The sequence below is a fragment of the Streptomyces sp. NPDC031445 genome (assembly GCF_055581365.1).
This window is the reverse complement of record NZ_JBVIJO010000019.1, coordinates 72,438-91,854: the sequence shown is the minus strand read 5'-3', so window position 1 is coordinate 91,854 and position 19,417 is coordinate 72,438. Positions and strand designations below refer to the sequence as shown.

The 19,417-nt window shown below is 72.1% G+C and carries 15 protein-coding genes and 4 tRNA genes; 10 read left to right on the top strand and 9 right to left on the bottom strand.

Annotated elements, in window-relative coordinates:
- Positions 1 to 113: 113 nt before the first annotated feature.
- Positions 114 to 1,244, bottom strand: coding sequence for a dihydrofolate reductase family protein (locus tag ACZ5DC_RS36800; RefSeq protein ID WP_468660172.1), 1,131 nt, complete (start codon positions 1,242 to 1,244; stop codon positions 114 to 116).
- A gap of 82 nt (positions 1,245 to 1,326) precedes the next feature.
- Here ACZ5DC_RS36800 and ACZ5DC_RS36795 point away from each other — a divergent pair, with 82 nt between their 5' ends.
- Both ACZ5DC_RS36795 and ACZ5DC_RS36790 read left to right on the top strand, forming a co-directional pair.
- Positions 1,327 to 1,854: a MarR family winged helix-turn-helix transcriptional regulator gene (locus tag ACZ5DC_RS36795; RefSeq protein ID WP_468660170.1), complete on the top strand. Its 528-nt coding sequence runs from the start codon at positions 1,327 to 1,329 to the stop codon at positions 1,852 to 1,854.
- Positions 1,855 to 2,004: 150 nt separating this feature from the next.
- On the top strand, positions 2,005 to 2,649 hold the full coding sequence (locus tag ACZ5DC_RS36790) for a GTP cyclohydrolase II (RefSeq protein ID WP_468660168.1): 645 nt from the start codon (positions 2,005 to 2,007) through the stop codon (positions 2,647 to 2,649).
- Here ACZ5DC_RS36790 and ACZ5DC_RS36785 read toward each other — a convergent pair.
- Positions 2,646 to 4,088, bottom strand: a complete 1,443-nt coding sequence (locus ACZ5DC_RS36785; protein ID WP_468660166.1) for a DHA2 family efflux MFS transporter permease subunit — start codon at positions 4,086 to 4,088, stop codon at positions 2,646 to 2,648. The genes ACZ5DC_RS36790 and ACZ5DC_RS36785 overlap by 4 nt on opposite strands.
- 12 nt (positions 4,089 to 4,100) lie before the next feature.
- Positions 4,101 to 4,697 carry an NADPH-dependent FMN reductase gene (locus tag ACZ5DC_RS36780; protein WP_468660164.1) on the bottom strand — a complete coding sequence of 199 codons (597 nt, stop codon included), beginning with the start codon at positions 4,695 to 4,697 and terminating at the stop codon, positions 4,101 to 4,103.
- A gap of 148 nt (positions 4,698 to 4,845) precedes the next feature.
- On the opposite strand from ACZ5DC_RS36780, the gene ACZ5DC_RS36775 reads away from it, so the two are divergent.
- Positions 4,846 to 5,532, top strand: a complete 687-nt coding sequence (locus ACZ5DC_RS36775; protein WP_468660162.1) for a TetR/AcrR family transcriptional regulator C-terminal domain-containing protein — start codon at positions 4,846 to 4,848, stop codon at positions 5,530 to 5,532.
- A gap of 187 nt (positions 5,533 to 5,719) precedes the next feature.
- The gene (locus ACZ5DC_RS36770; RefSeq protein ID WP_468660160.1) at positions 5,720 to 6,373 is read left to right on the top strand and encodes a hypothetical protein; all 654 of its coding nucleotides are present in this window, start codon (positions 5,720 to 5,722) and stop codon (positions 6,371 to 6,373) included.
- Positions 6,374 to 6,504: 131 nt separating this feature from the next.
- Here the strand turns inward: ACZ5DC_RS36770 and ACZ5DC_RS36765 are convergent.
- The 5 genes from ACZ5DC_RS36765 to ACZ5DC_RS36745 all read right to left on the bottom strand — a co-directional run bounded on the left by ACZ5DC_RS36765 (position 6,505) and on the right by ACZ5DC_RS36745 (position 11,859).
- A tRNA-Lys gene (locus ACZ5DC_RS36765) sits at positions 6,505 to 6,577 on the bottom strand.
- A gap of 99 nt (positions 6,578 to 6,676) precedes the next feature.
- Positions 6,677 to 8,182 (bottom strand): amino acid permease, encoded by a 1,506-nt coding sequence (locus tag ACZ5DC_RS36760; RefSeq protein WP_468660158.1) that lies wholly within the window; start codon positions 8,180 to 8,182, stop codon positions 6,677 to 6,679.
- Positions 8,183 to 8,339: 157 nt separating this feature from the next.
- Positions 8,340 to 10,559, bottom strand: coding sequence for a DEAD/DEAH box helicase (locus tag ACZ5DC_RS36755; protein WP_468660156.1), 2,220 nt, complete (start codon positions 10,557 to 10,559; stop codon positions 8,340 to 8,342).
- Positions 10,560 to 10,798: 239 nt separating this feature from the next.
- The gene (locus tag ACZ5DC_RS36750; protein WP_468660154.1) at positions 10,799 to 11,311 is read right to left on the bottom strand and encodes a hypothetical protein; all 513 of its coding nucleotides are present in this window, start codon (positions 11,309 to 11,311) and stop codon (positions 10,799 to 10,801) included.
- Between the two features lie 197 nt (positions 11,312 to 11,508).
- Positions 11,509 to 11,859, bottom strand: coding sequence for a metallopeptidase family protein (locus ACZ5DC_RS36745; RefSeq protein ID WP_058081062.1), 351 nt, complete (start codon positions 11,857 to 11,859; stop codon positions 11,509 to 11,511).
- 98 nt (positions 11,860 to 11,957) lie between these two features.
- Here ACZ5DC_RS36745 and ACZ5DC_RS36740 point away from each other — a divergent pair, with 98 nt between their 5' ends.
- From ACZ5DC_RS36740 to ACZ5DC_RS36720, 5 genes are all read left to right on the top strand, one after another.
- Positions 11,958 to 13,484: a metallophosphoesterase family protein gene (locus ACZ5DC_RS36740; RefSeq protein WP_468660152.1), complete on the top strand. Its 1,527-nt coding sequence runs from the start codon at positions 11,958 to 11,960 to the stop codon at positions 13,482 to 13,484.
- Between the two features lie 80 nt (positions 13,485 to 13,564).
- Positions 13,565 to 13,637 (top strand) — tRNA-Glu (locus ACZ5DC_RS36735).
- A gap of 36 nt (positions 13,638 to 13,673) precedes the next feature.
- Positions 13,674 to 13,748 (top strand) — tRNA-Asp (locus ACZ5DC_RS36730).
- Between the two features lie 24 nt (positions 13,749 to 13,772).
- Positions 13,773 to 13,846, top strand: a tRNA-Phe gene (locus tag ACZ5DC_RS36725).
- Positions 13,847 to 13,949: 103 nt separating this feature from the next.
- Positions 13,950 to 14,270: a hypothetical protein gene (locus ACZ5DC_RS36720; RefSeq protein WP_468660150.1), complete on the top strand. Its 321-nt coding sequence runs from the start codon at positions 13,950 to 13,952 to the stop codon at positions 14,268 to 14,270.
- On the opposite strand, the gene ACZ5DC_RS36715 is transcribed toward ACZ5DC_RS36720, so the two are convergent.
- Positions 14,267 to 15,325, bottom strand: a complete 1,059-nt coding sequence (locus ACZ5DC_RS36715; RefSeq protein WP_468660148.1) for an ABC transporter permease — start codon at positions 15,323 to 15,325, stop codon at positions 14,267 to 14,269. The genes ACZ5DC_RS36720 and ACZ5DC_RS36715 overlap by 4 nt on opposite strands.
- A gap of 87 nt (positions 15,326 to 15,412) precedes the next feature.
- On the opposite strand from ACZ5DC_RS36715, the gene hrpA reads away from it, so the two are divergent.
- Entirely contained in the window at positions 15,413 to 19,357 is a 3,945-nt protein-coding gene (gene hrpA / locus ACZ5DC_RS36710) for an ATP-dependent RNA helicase HrpA (protein ID WP_468660146.1), read from the top strand.
- The last annotated feature ends 60 nt before the right edge of the window (positions 19,358 to 19,417 follow it).

Below are 19,417 nucleotides of genomic sequence, written 5' to 3'. Positions count from 1 at the left end.
CCCTGAGTCGTTCCCGGCCCGCGGCGGCGCCCCGCAGCGGGGCGGGGAGCCGCGTAAGAGGCCGCGACGCACCCGCGCCCGCCCGCCGGGCACCCCGGCGGGCGGGCGGGCACTCACAGCAGGTGGGCGTTCGGCGCCTTGGCCGGCTCCTCCAGCTCAGGCAGCACGACGACCCGCACGCCCCGCGAGGCCAGGACCCCGCTTCCGTCGGCCGCCGCCACGAACGTGTCCGGCTCACGCCAGGCGGTGACCACCCTGCGCACCCCCGCCCGGAGGATCAGCTCGGCACAGGGCGCCGGCCGGGACGCACGCCGGGCACAGGGCTCCAGGCTGCTGTACACGGTGGCACCGGCCAGCCGCGGGTCGTCCGCGGCGATCTTCGCGAGCGCCGCCTCCTCCGCGTGCACGACGGGATCGGCGCCCTCCCGCGAATGGCCGCGGGCCAGCTCCGTGCCGTCGGCGGCCACGACCACCGCACCGACGCTGAACGCCGTCTCCGACGGCGGACACAGCGCCGCCAGTTCACAGGCGGTCCGCAGCCAGTGACGGTCGGCGGCGGTGGCGACCGGCCCGGTGCCGGGGGCCGTCGGCACGTACCGCACGAGCACGACGTCCTCCATCCGGCGGGTGTCGAGCAGGCGCAGCCGTCCGGGCTGGTAGGCCCCCGGCCCGAACAGGCGGGGCGCCGCGGGATCGCCGACGAACAGCGGGGCGAGGACCAGCTGGAGCTCGTCGGCGAGTCCCTGGTGCAGCAGCTGGGTGTGGACCGTGCCGCCGCCCTCCACCATCAGGCGGCCGACGCCGCGCACGTCGTGGAGGTGCTCCAGCAGGGCCCGCCAGTCCAGGTCGGGACCGAGCGGGACGACGTCGGCGCTGCCCCCGAGGCGGCGGGCGACCCGCTCGGCGCCCCGGTCGGTGGTGTAGACGATCTTGTCGCCGCCGGTGTGCCAGAACCTGGCGTCCGGATCGAGGTCGCCGGTGGCCGTGACCGTGACCTTCAGCGGGTACTCCGGCTCACCCCGCGCCACCCGCTCCGCGCGCCGCTCGGCGGAGTTGACCAGCAGGCGGGGGTTGTCGGCGCGGATCGTCCCGGCGCCGACGAGGATCGCGTCGACCGAGGCCCGTACGGCGTCGACCCGGTCGAAGTCGGCCGGGCTGGACAGCATCAGGCGGTCGGGGCCGGTGTCGTCCAGGTAGCCGTCGAGGGAGACGGCGGCGGACAGCAGCACGTACGGCAGGGGCATCGGCGCCCTCTCTTCCGGAGGCGGAGCTCACCCGTCCGGCGGACGAGCTGGTTCAAGTTTTAAACAAACTTACACTGGGAACATGACGACCCGCTGGCTCACGCCCGACGAGCAGCGCGCCTGGCGCGCCTACATGGCCGCCTCCCGTCTCCTGGAGGACGCCGTCGACCGGCAGCTCCAGCAGGAGGGCGGCATGCCGCACCTGTTCTACTCGGTGCTGGCCAACCTCTCCGAGGCCCCCGACCGGCGGCTGCGCATGACCGATCTCGCCGAGACGCTGAAGATCACCCGCAGCCGGCTCACGTACGTGGTGACCCGGCTGGAGCGGGACGGCCTGGTGCGCCGGGAGAACTGCCGCTGGGACAAGCGCAGCTCGCTCGCCGTGCTGACGGACGAGGGGGTGGCCGTCCTGGAGCGTACGGCGCCCGGGCACGTCGAGACGGTCCGCAGCACCCTGTTCGACCGGCTGACCCCGGAGCAGGTGGGGCAGCTGGAGGAGATCTGCACGGGGATCGCGCGCGGGCTGCAGGGCGAGGACGACCGGTGCGGCGCCGAGGACGTTCCCTGGCGGCGCCGTTCGTCGTGCTCGTCACCCTCGGCGTCCTCCTGAGCGGAACCCCGCGTCCTGCCGAGCGGCACCTCGGGCGTCCTGCCGAGCGGGCCGGGCCGCCGGGTGCGCGATTGCTTTAACTTTTAAGCAGAGGTAGGGTCCCTGCGAACCGCTGCTTCAAATCTGAAGCAACTGTCCCGGAGGACCCGCATGCCCGACATCCCCGCCGCCACCCCGCGCGCCCGCGTCCGGGTACCGCTGCGCTTCGCCGACGGCTACGGCACCGACGCCGAACTCGTCACCTTCCACGGCCTCACCGACGGCCGGGAACACCTCGCCGTCGTCCTCGGCGAGCCCGGTCCCGTCCCGCTGGTGCGCCTGCACTCCGAGTGCCTGACCGGGGACGTCTTCTGCTCGGCCCGCTGCGACTGCGGACCGCAGCTGCGCGAGGCGGTCGAGCGCATCGCCGGCCGCGGCGGCGTCCTGCTCTACCTGCGCCAGGAGGGCCGGGGCATCGGCCTCTACAACAAGCTCGACGCGTACGCCCTCCAGGACGAGGGGCTCGACACCTACGCGGCGAACGCCGCCCTCGGCCTGCCGGAGGACGCCCGCGACTACACGGCAGCCGCCCAGATGCTCGGCGCCCTCGGCATCACCGAGCTCGACCTGCTCTCCAACAACCCCGACAAGGCCGAACAGCTGCGCTCGCTGGGGATCGCGGTACGGGACCGGGTGCCGACCGGTGTCTTCACCACCGCCCACAACGTCCGCTACCTGCGCGCGAAGGTGCTCCAGACCCAGCACACCCTGCCGCTGGCGGAACTGACCGAGCTGACCGAGCTGACTGCGGGCTAGCCGGCGGCGGGGCGGCCGGGGAGCCGGAGGGCCCAGAGGACGGCGGCGGCGAGCAGGGCGGCCGTCACGGCGTACGTGAGCCGGAAGCCGGCCGGTGACGGGCCCGCCGCGGCCAGCACCACCGACAGCAGGGCCGTGCCGACCGACGCGGCGAGCTGGGCGTTGATGCTCAGCGCGGTGCTCGCTCCGGGCAGCCGGTCCGGGGGCAGGCCACGGGTCGCGGTGGTCATCGCCGGCATCAGCGTCATCCCGGCGCCGACGCCCATCACCATGCCCGCGACGACGACCCGCCAGGGCGCGACCCCCGCCGTCCCGGTCTGCCAGGCCATCAGCCCCATTCCGAGGGCGGCCACCGCGCAGCCGGCCGTGATCAGCCGGCGCGGCACCGCCGTGTCGATCCGCCGGGCCGCGATCTGCATCGTCACCCCGACCACCAGCCCGGTCGGCGCCCCGAGCAGCCCGGCCGCCGTCGCGCTCAGGCCCCGCTCCTGCTGCCAGTACAGCGGCCCGAGCAGCATCGATCCGAAGTAGCCGCAGGTGAACGGGGCGAGCGTGGCGATACCTGCGGCGAAGGTGCGCTCCCGCAGCAGCCGCAGGTCCAGCAGCGGTGCGCGGACGGTGAGCGCCCGCCGTACGAAGGCCGCCGCGAGGACGGCGCCGGCGAGTGTCGGCAGCAGCGCGCCGGGCGCCGTGAAGTCCCCGCGCTCACCGCCCCGCGCCAGGCCGTACAGCAGCAGGGCCAGACCGGGCGAGAGCATCAGCAGGCCGGGAACGTCCAGCCGGGGCAGGTCGCGGCCACGGGCCTCCGGGGCGTCCCGGGGCAGCAGCCGGGCCGCCAGCACCAGGGCCAGGGCGCCGACGGGCAGGTTGATCAGGAATATCCAGTGCCAGGACGCGGCGTCCACCAGCCGGCCGCCGAGCACCGGACCGGCGACCGGGCCGATCAGGATGGGCAGCCCCAGCAGGCCCATCGCCCGGCCGAGCCGGGCCCGGTCCGCGGCCCGCATGCCCATCGCCATGCCGACGGGCTGCAGCAGGCCGCCGCCCAGCCCCTGCACCACGCGGAACGCGATCAGGCTCCCCGCGTCCCAGGCGCAGGCGGCGAGCAGCGAGCCCAGCGTGAACAGGGCGAGCGCGGTCATGTAGGTCCGCTTGGCGCCGGCGCGGCCCATCGCCCACGCGGCGGCCGGGATGACCGCGGCGAGCGCCAGGGTGTACGCGGTCGCGGCCCACTGGATGGTCTCCAGCGGGGCGCCGAAGGACACCGAGAGGCGGCGCAGCGCGACGTTGACGATCGTCATGTCCAGCACGGACATGGTCGTGCCGAGGACGACGACGGTGACGACCCGGCGGAGGACGGCCGGGGAGGCCGCGGCAGGGCCCGCCACGCCGGCGGGGGGAACGGGCCGGGCGGAACCGGCGGACCGGAGCCTGCTCATCGCAGCCGCCCCTCAGCCGGCGTAGGGGCGCTCGGCGCGCGCGGTCCGCAGGGCCCGGCCCCACCAGGCGAGCTGGCCGAGCATGCCCTTGGCCGCGCCCGCGCACACGTCGGCGTCGCGCGGGGTGCCGTCCTCGTCCAGGCCGGACCAGGGCCCGTGCAGGCTGACCGAGTCGCGCACGGTCACGGCGTGCAGTTCGGCGAAGACCAGCCGGAGCTGCTCCACCGCGCGCAGCCCGCCGCCGAGACCGCCGTACGACACGAAGCCGACCGGCTTGGCCTGCCACTCGCGGTGGTGCCAGTCGATGAGGTTCTTCAGGGCCGCCGGGAAGCTGTGGTTGTACTCGGGGGTGACGATCACGAACGCGTCGGCGGCGGCGAGCCGCGGTGACACGTCCCGCAGCGCGGCGACGGCCTCCGGGCCCGGGGTGCCGCCCCAGCCGGGCAGCACCAGCGGCAGCTCCACCCCGGCGAGGTCGATGACGTCGAGGTCGAGGCCCGGGTCGGCGGCGGCCGTGGTGAGGAACCAGTCGGCGACGGCCCTCCCCAGCCGGCCCTCACGCACGCTGCCGACGATGACGGTGACGCGAAGCGCATCGGAAACGGACACAGCTGTCCCCCTTGTGGCGAATCTCGGTCCGGCGGTGACCGGTACGGGTGACCGCCTCGCCATGAAAGTACAACGAGCGTTGTAAGAATTACAACGGTCGTTGTACTTCGGCTAGAGTGGCCCGGTCACGACGGAAAGGGCGGCAGGCGTGGACGAGGCGAACGAGTCCCGGCCGGCACGGGCACGGGACGAGGTGTCACCCCGCAAACGGCAGAAGCAGATGGCCATCGCGAGCGCGGCCTGCACGGTCTTCGGCCGCGAGGGCTACGCCCGCGCCTCGGTCGACGCGCTCGCCGCCGCGGCCGACGTCTCCACCCGCACGCTCTACAACCACTTCCCCGGCGGCAAGGCCCAGCTCTTCCAGACGGTCGTGACCTGGACGTCGAGCGAGGTCCGGGACGCCCAACTGGCGCGCCTGCACGCCGTGCTGGACCCGCGGCGCCCACCCCGCCCCGGCGACCTGGAACGCGACCTGGTCGCGCTGGCCCGCGCCTTCCACGGGCTCATGAGCGACTACGCGAACCACTTCGCCCTGGTCCGGCACATCCACGCGGAGGCCGACCACGTCCCGCCCGAGGTCCTCAAGGCGTGGCACGAGGCCGGCCCGGAACCGGTCGGCCGGGCCCTCACCGAGGCGATGGCCCACCTCGAAGACGCCGGCCTGCTGGACCTGCACGGCGACGCGGGCGTGGCCGCCGGCCACTTCACGGCCCTGATCTCGCACCGCATCATCCAGACGACCCATTACGGCGTCCTGCCCCTGCCGGAAGCGGAGACGGACCGTCTGCTCAGGGCCGGGGTGAGCGCGTTCCTCAGGGCGTACGGGGCGAAGTAACGGGAGCCGTGCCGGCCGGGCCGGGCCCGAACCGCACCGTTCCGCACCGTCTGTGCCGGCTCTTCCCGCTGCGCCGGATCGCGCGGGACCTCACCTTGTATGACCATGTTTGTGGTCTGTACCAGGACCGACCGGGCACCGTGTCCGCTGCCCGCTGTCCGCTGCCCGCATCACCGTGGAGGTCGCCGTGTCGGAATCCAACGTGACCGGCCAGGACACCGAGCCGTCCCGCGCCAGACGCCCGCGCCCGAGACCCCTCGTGTACGGCATGGGCGCGGCGCTCACCGGTGTGCTGGCCGTCGCCTCCTGCGGCAACGGCAACGGCAACGGCGGTGCCGCCGCCACCCGCACCCCGACCGCACCCGCCACGTCGAACTTCTCCGGCACCGCGCCGTCCGGCATGTCGTCCTGGTCGGAGTCGAAGAAGGCGGAGGCCAGCGCCTCCGCCTCCGCCGCGTCCGCGTCCGCCTCCGCCCGCGCGTCCGAGTTCGAGGCATCCGTGTCCGCGGAGACCGAACGCGCCCGCGCGGAGGCCCAGAAGCAGCTCGCCAAGGTGAAGGGGCGGGGCAACGCGACGAACGACGTCTCCATGACGGGCGTCCCCCTGTCGCAGACCCACAACGTGCGCGCCCTCCTCGTCACGATGACCAACCGCACCGACAAGCCCGCGTCCTTCGCGGTCCAGGTGGACTTCAGCGATTCCCACGGCAAGGTCGTGGAGACCGTCGTCGTGGGGGCGCAGAACGTCAAGCCGGGGCAGAAGGCGGAGCGCTACGCCATCAGCCACAAGCCTCCCGAGCCCCACCTGACCGCCCGACTGGCCAAGGCGCAGAGGTACTGACGGCGCGGGGGCCGGCACGGGCGTACCGGCGGCACGGGCGCCCCGGGAACGCGACGGCGCCCGAGCCGGCCGAAGCCGTCCCGGGCGCTGTGCCGCGGGACGCAAGGGGTGATCCCCGGGCCCGCGGACGGTAGGCCGTGTGGGACTCGAACCCACAACCAAGGGATTAAAAGTCCCCTGCTCTGCCAATTGAGCTAACGGCCCGTGCGATGTTGCCTGTCCGAGCATAGCCGGACGAGGCCGTGTCGCCGATCGGGTATCGGGGACACGGCCGCGTCGGGTGGCGCCGGTGCGGGGGGATGGTTACTTTTCGGCCGGGATGGGAGCCGGGGCGGGGCGCCGGGTGAGGAACCAGTGGCGGGCGGAGGCCAGCCACCAGGTCGCCGCGAAGCCGAGGACGACCAGGACGGCGACCGGGGCGTAATTGAACGTCTCCCGGGTGACCGGGGAGACCTGCGGCAGCATGAACAGGACGGTGATCGCCAGTACCCAGGCCACCGAGACCACCCCGATGGGGCGGGACCAGCGGCCCAGGTGCCAGGGACCGGGGGTGAACGCGGTGCCCTTGCGGACGCGCAGGAAGGTCGGGATGACGTACGCGATGTACAGGCCGATCACCGCGATGGACGTCACCGCCGCGTAGGCCGTCGTGTTGATCAGGTACGGCAGGCCCAGGGCCAGGGCGCCGAGCGCGGCCAGCCACACCGCCGCCACCGGGGTCCGGGTGCGCGGGCTGACCGTGTGCCAGACGTGGGAGAAGGGCAGCGCGCCGTCCCGCGAAAAGGCGTAGATCATGCGGCTGTTGGCCGTGACGGAGGCCATGCCGCAGAAGAGCTGAGCCCCGATCACCACCAGCAGCAGGAGCTTGCCGGCCGTGGCGCCGAGGGCGTCCAGGAGGATCTGGGCGGGCGGTGCGCCGGTGGGGGAGGTGAGGGCACCGCCGTACGACTGGATCGCGAACGTGAAGCCCAGCAGGAGGACGAAGCCCGCGATCCACGACGTCCAGATGGAGCGGACGATGCCCTTCGGGCCCGCGGTGGCCGCGTCGTGGGTCTCCTCGGTCATGTGGGCGGAGGCGTCGTAGCCGGTGAAGGTGTACTGGGCCATCAGCAGACCCAGGAGCACCACGTACGGGGTACTGCCCCAGCCCGTCTCGTTGACGAAGTGCGTGAACACGAAGGACGCCGACTGGTGGTGGTCGGGGACGAGCGCCAGCGCGCCGACGATCACCGCGACACCGAGGACGTGCCACCACACGCTCACGCTGTTCAGGAACGCGACGATCCGGACGCCGAAGGTGTTCAGCAGGCCGTGCAGGAGGAGGATCGCCGCGAACAGCAGCACCGTGCGGCCGGGGGTCACCCGGAAGCCGAACTGGAGGTTCAGCCAGGCGCCGAGGAAGGAGGCCGCGCCGAAGTCGATGCCGGCGGTCACCGCCACCTGCCCCAGCACGTTGAACCAGCCCGTGAACCACGCCCAGGCCGCCGCCGAACGCGGGGGCGCCAGGCGGTGGGCCCAGAAGTACAGGCCCGCCGAGGTCGGGTAGGCCGAGCAGATCTCGGCCATCGACAGGCCCACGAACAGTGTCATCAGGCCCACCGCCACCCAGCCCCAGGTGATCACCGCGGGGCCGCCGGTGGTCATGCCGAAGAGGTACAGGGTCAGGCAGCCGGACAGCACCGAGATGATCGTGAAGGAGACGGCGTAGTTCGAGAACGCCGACATCCGGCGGGCGAGGACCTGGGTGTAGCCGAGCTGGGCCAGCCGTTCCTCGTCCGACAGGCCACCGGCGTTCTCGTCATCTGTCATGCCCCCAGCAATTCCCTCACCGGGTGCGTGACATGCGTCACTAGCTGACCGGACATCGATGGCCCGGGTACGCGCGAGGGCCCGTACGAACGGTGTCGTACGGGCCCTCGCCCTGTCTCACCCGGCGTCAGCCGACGCCGGATCAGCCGTTGCCGTGTCAGCCGTTGCGCTTCCAGCGCGGCTTGTCCTCGCGGCGGCCGAAGGAGCCGGTGCCGCCGCGGTGGTCGTCACGACGGCCGTAGGGGCGGTCGTGGCCGGCGGACCGGAAGCCCGGGCGGTCGTCGCGGCGGTCGCGGTTGAACGGACGGTCGCTGCCCCGGTGGCCACCGCGCTCGTCACGGCGGAAGCCGCCCCGGTCGTCACGGCGCTCGAAGGAACGGCCACCACGGTCACGGTCGAACGGACGGCGCTCGCCCCGGTCGTCGCGGCGCTCGAAGGAACGGCCGCCCCGGTCGTCACGGCGGTCGTCACGACGCTCGAAACCACGGCCACCACGGTCGTCGCGGCGGTCGTCACGACGCTCGAAGCCACGGTCCCGGTCCCGGTCGAACGGACGACGGTCGCCGCGGTCCTCGCGACGCTCGAAGGAACGGCCACCACGGTCGTCGCGGCGGTCGTCACGACGCTCGAAGCCACGGTCCCGGTCCCGGTCGAACGGACGACGGTCGCCGCGGTCCTCGCGACGCTCGAAGGAACGGCCGCCACGGTCGTCACGGCGGTCATCCCGGCGGTCATCCCGGCGGTCGTCACGGCGCTCGGAGCCACGGTCGCGGTCGAAGCTCCGCCGCTCCCGGCGCTCGTACGGCGCCGAAGCCGCCGGACGCTCCTCGCGCTCGGTCTCGCGCTGCACGGGCTCCTCGGCCACGGCGAGCTGCTCCGCCGCCGTCGCCTGCGCCTCGGCCACCGCCGCCTCGGGGTCGTCGCCGCGCTCGCGGGCCACCCGGGCGACCAGCCGGTCGGCCTCCTCGCGCAGCTCGGTCGCGCGACGCTGGGCGCGCTCCAGCTGCTTGGTGAGCTGGGCGAGCTCGCGCTCGGCCTGCTGGGCGGCGTTGGCGGCGGACTCGGCCTGGACCTCGGTCATGGAGCGGGCGCCGGTGATCTCGGCGACCTCCGGGTCGAAGGCGGCGCCGCCCTGGATGATGTGGCGGGCCGCGTCGACGCCGGCGTCCTCCATGAGGCGGAAGATCTGGCGCCGCTGGTGCGGCAGGGACAGCGACACGACCGTGCCGGTGCGGCCCGCACGGGCGGTACGGCCCGCGCGGTGCAGGTAGTCCTTGTGGTCGCCGGCCGGGTCCACGTTGAGCACCAGGTCGATGCCGTCGACGTGGATGCCGCGCGCGGCGACGTCGGTGGCGACCAGGACGTTGACGTAGCCGTCCTTGAAGTCGGCCAGGGTGCGGGTACGGGCGCCCTGGGTCATGCCGCCGTGCAGCGCGTCGGCCTTCACACCGGCCTCGCGCAGTTGCTCGGCGACGCGGTCGGCGCCCAGCTGGGTGCGGACGAAGATGATCGTGCGGCCCTTGCGGGAGGCGATCGCGGCGGTGACCGGCGCCTTGTCCTTGGGCTTCACGATGAGGATGTGGTGCGACATGGTCGTCACCGCGCCCTGAGCCGCGTCCACCTCGTGGGAGACGGGGTTGTTCAGGTAGCGGTCGACCAGGGTCTGGATCTCGTTCTCCATCGTGGCGGAGAAGAGCATCCGCTGGCCGTCGGCCGGGACCTGGTCGAGCAGCTCGGTGACCTCGGGCAGGAAGCCCAGGTCGGACATCTGGTCGGCCTCGTCAAGGACGGCGATCCGCACGTCCTCCAGGGAGCAGGCGCCGCGGTTGATGATGTCGCGCAGCCGGCCCGGGGTGGCGACGAGGATGTCGACACCGCGCTCCAGGGCGTAGATCTGGTTGCCCATGGAGGTGCCGCCGCAGACGACCTTCATCTTCAGGCCGAGGACGTCGCCGTACGGCTGGAGGGCGTCGGCGACCTGCATGGCCAGCTCGCGGGTCGGGGTGAGGATGACCGCGCGCGGCTTGTGCTTCTGGGTACGGCCGCCGGCCAGCCGGGCCAGGGTCGGCAGGCCGAAGGAGAGGGTCTTGCCGGAGCCGGTGCGGCCACGGCCGAGGATGTCCTTGCCGTCCAGGGCGTCCGGGATGGTCGCGGCCTGGATCGGGAAGGGGGTCGTCACGCCGTTCTGCGCGAGCTTGCGCACGATGCCCTCGGGGAGGCCGAGGTCGGCGAAGGTGGTCTGGGGGGTGTCAGCGGCCTCGGGGGCCTCGGTGACCTCGGTCGTCTCGTCGACGAGTGCGGTCTCGATCTCGATGGTGTTCTCGATCTCGATCTCGTTCTCGGACACGACGAACTGGTCAGTGCTGGACACGGACATGCGAATGCGAAACCTTCCGGAGTCTCTTCGGCACGCGCCCGTCAACTCCGTGAATCGCTCACGACCGCCTCGATGCGGTCCGCCACGGCAAAGGAGAGTACGCGCCACACGGCGCGCTCTGTGGTGGCGCCGGGCAAATGGGATCAAACGATCTACCACCATACGCACCTACCACCCCCGAAGGCAAATGGAGCCGCAGAGGCACAGCTCACACTCGCCGTCCGGCCGCACGCACGCGTCTACGCCGGTACGCCCGCCGCCGGCGCCGGCTCGCGCCGGACCAGCTGCGGGCCCGTCTCCTCGTGCGCCGACGAGGAGGGCTCGGCCGACGGAGGCTCGGTGACGGGCGGCGGCGGGGTGGAGGCCGGCGGCTCGGGCGGGGCGGAGGTCACCGGGGGCGTCGGCGGCGCGTTCGTCGGCACCGGCTCGCCGGGCTCGACGGTCTCGCCCGGCTCGGCCGGTGCGCGGGAGGCGCTGCGCGCGGCGGACGGGGTGGCCGACGCGGCGCCCTTCTTCCCCCGCTTCGCCCTGCCGCCGTGCCCGTGCTTGCCGTCACCGGCCCCGCCGCCTTCCCCGGCGAAGCCGCCCGCGCCGGCCACCGGGCCGCCGTCGGGCACCTCGCCGCCGCGCTGCCCCGCCGAGTGGGAGGGCCGGGCCCGGCCCGCGTCGTCGCCCACGCTCACACAGCCGGCGGCGGCGGTGACGGCCAGTGCCGCGGCGGCGAGACGGACGGGTACGTACAAGGGGCGCACGGTGGCCACCTCCGGGGGCAAGGAAAGGAGTCAACCTCCCCAACTCCAGCCACCCACAGGAGGACACGCGCGCCGCTCCACCCGGCAGACGTGCCCCCGACCGCCCCCGCAATCACCCGTGCGCCCACGGGAACCGGGCGCCTGGCCCCGCGGCCAGGGCATCACGCACGCTTCGTCACCCGCGCGCGACGGTGTGCTCAGCCGTAGCCGAGGGCGTGGAGGCGGGCGTCGTCGATTCCGAAGTGGTGGGCGATCTCGTGCACCACGGTCACCTCGGTCTCCGCGACGACGTCCTCGCGGCTGTCGCACATCCTGAGTGTGGGCCCGCGGTAGACGGTGATCCGGTCCGGCAGGACACCGGCGTACCACTCGCCCCGCTCGGTGAGCGGGGTGCCCTCGTAGAGCCCGAGCAGCTCGGGGTCGTCGGCGGGCGGCTCGTCCTCCACGAACACGGCCACGTTGTCCATGAGCCGCGTCAGCTCCGGCGGAATCCGGTCGAGCGCCTCGGCGACCAGTTCCTCGAACTCCTCGCGCGTCATCTCCAGCACAGGGTCATTGTCCGGTAACACCGCCGCATATCCACCAGGAGACCTGGGCATACGGCACCAATGGCACGTCCCGCGTCCCCGTCGCAGCCCTGAGCACCATGCCGAACCGGACCCCGAACCGCCCACGCCCCGCCCGCCGCCCCCTGCCCGTCCTGGAACTCGCCGCCCGCCCCAGCCCCTGGCTGCGGGCCCTGGGTCTCACCACGGTCGTCCTCGTCGGCGCCTGGCTGGGCCTGCTGATCGTCGGCAACGTCCGGGCCCCGGTCGGCCCGATGGACACGACGATGGCGCTGCGCCCCTCCCTCAGCGGCGGCACGAAGATCAACGTGTCCCCGCTGGGCTCGCTCAGCCTGGACAGCCACGTGGCGCCGGTCCGCCTGGACGTGAACGTCGACCAGCTGGACCCACTCCGCTCGCAGGCGCTGGTCGACCACCCCGAGCGGCTCTCCGGTCTCCAGGACGAGGTCACCCGGGACGTCGAGCACGGCACGCTGGACCTGGCCGTGCGCTCCTGCGTCGCCGTGGTCTCCGGGGCCACGGCCCTCGGCCTCGCCGTGTACCGCCGCCCGCGCCGGGCCGTGGCCGCCGGCGGGCTGGCCCTGGCCCTGCTGGCCGCCTCCGCCGCGTCGGCGTACGCCACCTGGAATCCGAAGTCGGTCCTGGAGCCGCGCTTCTCCGGGCTGCTCAGCTCGGCGCCGTCGGTGGTCGGCAACGCCCGCAGCATCGTCACGGAGTTCGACGTCTACCAGAAGGAGCTGGCACGCCTGGTGACGAACGTGACGAAGCTCTACGACGTCACCTCCACCCTCCCCGCCTACCGGCCGGACCCCTCCACGATCCGCGTCCTGCACGTGTCGGACATCCACCTGAACCCGGCGAGCTGGAAGATCATCGGCTCGCTGGTGGAGCAGTACAAGGTGGACGTGATCGTCGACTCCGGCGACACGATGGATCACGGTACGGCGGCGGAGAACGGCTTCCTCGACCCGATCCGGGACCTGGGCGTGCCGTACGTCTGGGTGCGCGGCAACCATGACTCCCGGACGACCCAGCGCTACCTGGAGCGCATGAAGAACGTGCGCGTCCTGGACGACGGGCGGGCGGAGACGGTGGCGGGCCTGCGCTTCGCGGGCATCGGTGATCCGCAGTTCACCCCCGACCGCTCGACCGCGCCCGGCAGTGCCGCGTCCGAGCAGCTGGCGGGCGACCGGCTGGCCAGCGCCCTGCGCGATCAGCGGACGGCCGGCACGCCCGTGGACGTGGCGATCGCGCACGAGCCGTCCGCCGCCCGGGAGACGGACGGCACGGTGCCGCTGGTGCTGTGCGGGCATCTGCACCACGAGGGGACGGAGCTGCTGCGGTACGGCACCCGGCTGCGCATGGAGGGTTCGACCGGCGGCAGCGGGCTGCGGGCGGTGGAGCGGCAGTACCCGGCCCCGATCGAGGCCTCGATCCTCTACTTCGACCGGGACAGCCGCAGGCTGCAGGCGTGGGACGCGATCAAGCTGGGCGGCCTGGGGCTCACGACGGCCGAGGTCAGCCGCCATCTGGCGGACGACAACCAGCCGGACGCCACCGGCAGCTCACGGTCCCCTTCCCCGACCCCTCCCGGCACCTCGCCGTGAACCGTTTTGGCGATACCCCTCGCCATCCCATATGCTTCTCACGTCCCCGACGCGCTGAGAAGCGCCCAGGCGGGCCGATAGCCCTCATCGTCTAGCGGCCTAGGACGCCGCCCTTTCAAGGCGGTAGCACGGGTTCGAATCCCGTTGGGGGCACGCAATACCGTGTGCGACACTGTTGCACGCAAGCTTGGTCCTGTGGAGCAGTTTGGAGTGCTCGCCACCCTGTCAAGGTGGAGGCCGCGGGTTCAAATCCCGTCAGGACCGCTGGTGTTTCACGTGAAACACCGTGGCTGGGTAGCTCAGTTGGTACGAGCGTCCGCCTGAAAAGCGGAAGGTCGCCGGTTCGACCCCGGCCCCAGCCACAACCGCCCTCACCAGGGCCTGAGCCCCTCTCCAGGATCACCGGAGAGGGGCTCTCTGTATCGGGGCCACGTTCAGTCGGGGACCAAGTTCAGCGGGGGAGACATGGGCCGGGACCAGGACAGAGCCACGCAGGACACCGAGCTGGAGAAGGACCGGGCCCGGTACGGGCTGCTCGCGGTCGTCGTCAGCAATCTGGCGATCGCCGCGGTGGCCGTGTTCGGTGTGTGGCAGCTCGACGGGGACAAGGCGGTGATCGTCGGCATCCTCACCGCCGCGTTCACCGCCGTCAGCAGCACGACCACCGCCTACCTGGGCATCAAGGCCGTCTCCAACACCGCGAGGTCGATCGCCCTCGGGGACGGCCCGGCCCGCCGGTACACCGAGGCCGCCCCGCCGGCCCCGCCCGCCCAGCGCACCCCCTAGGCCGCGTGCGCGGGCTGTCTCGGTCTGCCGCCCGGGTGGCGGTGCCGCCAGATCAGGAAGACCGTGCAGGAGACGACCGCCCAGCCCGCCAGCACCAGGAACGGGAACGCGTGCTGGTGTCCGCGGAAGTACACCGCCGTGTGCTGGGCGTTCACCGAGGCGCCGGGCGGCAGCCAGCGGCCGATGGTCCCCAGTACCGACGGCAGCAGGGGCCAGGAGACGGCACCGCCGGACGAGGGGTTGCCCAGCAGCACCATCAGCCCCCACGTCGGCAGCATGGCCCAGCGCCCGAACAGGGTGTTGAACATCGTGAAGACCATGCCCGAGGTGAACATCGTGAAGGTGAGGATCGCCCAGGACTCCACGAACGGCAGCCGCACCGCCTCCAGCAGCCAGTCCACCACCGCGGCGATCGTGAACCCGCCGAGCAGGGCGTAGGCGACGGTGAAGCAGATCCGCTCCAGCGGGTTCAGCGCCGACGCGTGCACGCTGAGCTGGATGGCGCCGACGAATCCGATGATCACGGCGGCCAGGGAGATGTAGAAGATGGCCAGTCCTCTCGGGTCGCCCCTCTGCAACGGTTTCAGGTCGTGGAGCACCACGGTGATGCCGGTGGCCTTGCCGATCTTCAACGCCGTCTCCCCCAGCACCTGCGCCACCGTCGCGCCGGAGGCCCCCGACACGTCGAGGGTGATCGTCCGGCCGTCGGCGGGCGCGTCGACCACCGCGAAGACCTCCTGCTGGTCCACCGCCCGTACCGCGTCCTCCCGGCTGTCGTACGGCCGCAGCTTCAGGGAGGCGCCGAGCGCCTTCTCCATGCCGCCGACGAACCGGCGGGCCGCGGGCCGGTCGTAGGCGCCCGTCACCGCCGCGGGGATGCTGTGCGGGGTCGGGTTCGCCATGGCGTACGTGTAGGACCCGGCGAAGAAGCCGGCCGCGGCGGAGATGATCAGGAGCAGGACGGTGGCGGGGAGGAAGGGGGATGCCTTGAACGCCGCCCAGCGCTCCGCGCGGGTCGGGGGGCGGCCGTGGTCTCCATGGGTGGAATCAGGCATATCGACCACGCTAGGTCATGCCGTGACATACCGCCCCGGTCAAATCGTTCGCTTGTTTTTCGCCCCAGGTGAGATCCTGGATCGCGTATGTCTACGCATCCCGCCCCCGCCCTCGGCACCCTCGCACCCCGTCTGACCGAGCTGTCGCTGCGCGACGCGCACCGGCTCGGGCGGCGGCTGGAGGGCGCACGCAAGATCCGTAAGCCGGAGGCCCAGGCCGCCGTCCTCGCCGAGATCGACGGCGAGATCGGCAAGGCCGAGGCCCGGATGGCCGAGCGGCGCTCACGCGTGCCGGCCGTCACCTACCCCGAGCAGCTGCCGGTCAGCCAGAAGAAGGACGAGATCGCGGCCGCCATCCGTGATCACCAGGTCGTCATCGTGGCCGGTGAGACCGGTTCCGGGAAGACCACCCAGATCCCGAAGATCTGCCTGGAGCTGGGCCGGGGCGTGCGCGGCATGATCGGGCACACCCAGCCCCGCCGGATCGCCGCCCGGACCGTCGCCGAGCGGGTCGCGGAGGAGCTGAGGACGCCCCTCGGCGAGTCCGTCGGCTGGAAGGTGCGGTTCACCGACCAGGTGAGCCCGGACGCCACCTTCGTCAAGCTGATGACGGACGGCATCCTGCTCGCCGAGATCCAGACCGACCGCGAGCTGCGCGCCTACGACACGATCATCATCGACGAGGCCCACGAGCGGTCCCTCAACATCGACTTCCTGCTGGGCTACCTCGCCCAGCTGCTGCCGAAGCGGCCCGACCTGAAGGTCGTCATCACCTCGGCGACCATCGACCCGGAGCGCTTCTCCCGGCACTTCGGCGACGCCCCGATCATCGAGGTCAGCGGGCGGACGTATCCCGTGGAGGTGCGCTACCGGCCGCTCCTGGAGGAGGACTCGGACGACGCCGACCGGGACCAGATCACCGCCATCTGCGACGCCGTCGAGGAACTCCAGGCCGAAGGCCCGGGCGACATCCTCGTCTTCCTCTCCGGCGAACGGGAGATCCGGGACACCGCGGACGCGCTGGAGAAGAGGAAGTACCGCTTCACCGAGGTGCTGCCCCTGTACGCCCGGCTCTCGCACGCCGAGCAGCACCGGGTCTTCCAGCCGCACACCGGACGCAGGATCGTTCTGGCGACCAACGTCGCCGAGACCTCCCTGACCGTGCCGGGCATCAAGTACGTCATCGACCCCGGCTTCGCCCGGATCAGCCGCTACAGCCACCGCACCAAGGTCCAGCGGCTGCCCATCGAACCGGTCAGCCAGGCCAGCGCCAACCAGCGCAAGGGCCGCTGCGGCCGTACGTCCGACGGCATCTGCATCCGCCTGTACTCCGAGGACGACTTCCTCGGACGCCCGGAGTTCACGGACGCGGAGATCCTGCGGACGAACCTGGCCTCCGTCATCCTCCAGATGACCGCGGCCGGCCTCGGCGACATCGAGAAGTTCCCCTTCATCGACCCGCCGGACCACCGCAACATCCGCGACGGCGTGCAGCTCCTCCAGGAGCTGGGCGCGCTGGACCCGGCGCAGAAGGACCCCCGCAGGCGGCTCACCGAGACCGGCCGCAAGCTGGCCCAGCTGCCCGTCGACCCCCGTCTGGCCCGGATGGTCCTGGAGGCCGACAAGAACGGCTGCGTCCGCGAGGTCATGGTCATCGCCGCCGCGCTGTCCATCCAGGACCCGCGCGAACGCCCGGCCGAGAAGCAGACCCAGGCCGACCAGCAGCACGCCCGCTTCAAGGACGAGACCAGCGACTTCCTCGCCTACCTCAACCTGTGGCGGTACATCCGCGAGCAGCAGCGCGAGCGCGGCTCGTCGTCCTTCCGCCGGATGTGCAAGCAGGAGTACCTGAACTTCCTGCGCATTCGCGAATGGCAGGACATCTACACCCAGCTGCGCACGGTCGCCAAGCAGATGGGCATCCACCTCAACGACGACGAGGCCCCCGCCGACCGCGTCCACGTCTCCCTCCTCGCCGGCCTCCTCTCCCACGTCGGGATGAAGGACGTGAAGGACGGCAACAAGAACGAGTACCTGGGCGCCCGCAACGCCAAGTTCGCCATCTTCCCGGGCTCGGCGCTGTTCAAGAAGCAGCCGAAGTTCGTGATGTCGGCCGAGCTGGTGGAGACGAGCCGCCTGTGGGCGCGGGTCAACGCCAGGATCGAACCGGAGTGGGTCGAGCCGCTGGCCGGGCACCTGCTCAAGCGGACGTACAGCGAACCGCACTGGGAGAAGGACCAGGCGGCCGTGATGGCGTACGAGAAGGTCACGCTGTACGGCGTGCCGATCGTCGCCCAGCGCAAGGTGAACTACGGCCGGATCGACCCCGAGGTCTCCCGCGAGCTGTTCATCCGCAACGCGCTCGTGGAGGGCGACTGGCGCACGCACCACAAGTTCTTCGCCGACAACCGCAAGCTGCTCAGCGAGGTCGAGGAGCTGGAGCACCGCGCCCGGCGCCGGGACATCGTGGTCGACGACGACACGCTCTTCGACTTCTACGACCAGCGGGTGCCCGAACACGTCGTCTCGGGCGCCCACTTCGACTCCTGGTGGAAGCGGAAGCGGCACGAGCAGCCGGACTTCCTGGACTTCGAGCGGGAGATGCTCATCCGGGAGTCGGCGGAGGCGGTCACCAAGGCCGACTATCCCGACACCTGGCGGCAGGGGCAGCTCAAGTTCCGGGTGACCTACCAGTTCGAGCCGGGTGCGGACGCCGACGGTGTGACGGTCCACATCCCGCTCCAGGTCCTCAACCAGGTCACGGACGAGGGCTTCGACTGGCAGATCCCGGGCCTGCGCGAGGAGGTGGTGACGGAGCTGATCCGCTCCCTGCCGAAGCCGATCCGCCGCAACTACGTGCCGGCGCCGAACTACGCGAGGGCGTTCCTGGAGAAGGCGGTGCCCCTCCAGGAGCCGCTGACCGTCACGATGGCGCGCGAGCTGAAGCGGATGGTCGGCGTTCCGTTCGAGGCGGAGGACTTCGACTGGGCCAAGGTCCCCGACCACCTGAAGATCACGTTCCGGATCGTTGACGAGCGGCGCCGGAAGCTGGCCGAGGACAAGGACCTGGAGGCGCTGAAGCTCCGGCTGAAGCCGAAGGCCCGTCAGGCCCTGTCGCAGGCCGCGGCGGCGACCGCGTCCCGCGAGGGCGGGGAGTCCCTGGAGCGCAAGGGCCTGACGGACTGGACCATCGGCACCCTCACCCGCGTCTTCGAGACACGCCGGGCGGGCCAGCCGGTCAAGGCGTACCCGGCGCTGGTGGACGACGGCGACACGGTCTCCGTCCGCCTCTTCGACACGGAGGCGGAGCAGGCGGAGGCCATGTGGAAGGGCACCCGCCGGCTCATCCTGCGCAACATCCCGGTGAATCCCGCGAAGTTCGCGTCCGAGAAGCTGACGAACGCCCAGAAGCTCGCCCTCTCGGCCAACCCCCACGGCTCGATCCAGGCCCTGTTCGACGACTGCGCGATGGCCGCGGCGGACAAGCTGATCGCGGACTTCGGGGGGCCGGCGTGGGACGAGGAGTCGTACCGCAAGCTGTACGACAAGGTGCGCGCGGAGATCGTGGACACCACCGTCCGCACGGTCACCCAGGTGCAGCAGGTCCTCGCCGCCTGGCAGGCCTGTGAGCGCCGCCTGAAGACCGTGCGGAGCCCGTCGCTGCTCGCGAACCTGACGGACGTCCGCAAGCAGCTGGACGCCCTCGTGAAGCCCGGTTTCGTCACCTGGGCGGGCATACGACGCCTGCCGGACCTGATGCGCTACCTGGTGGCCGCCGACCGGCGCCTGCAGCAGATGCCGACGAACGCCCAGCGGGACACCACGCGCATGGAGAAGGTCCACGAGATGCAGGACGAGTACGCCTGGCTCCTGGAGCAGCTCCCGAAGGGCCGGCCGGTGCCGGCCGACGTCCTGGACATCCGCTGGATGCTGGAGGAGCTGCGGGTCAGCTATTTCGCCCACGCGCTCGGCACGGCGTACCCCGTCTCCGACAAGCGGATCGTCAAGGCGATCGACGCCGCCGTCCCGTAACCGCTGTCGCACGGAGGGTGAGTTCGACCAGGGGGCTCACCCTCCTGTACAGTCTCTTCT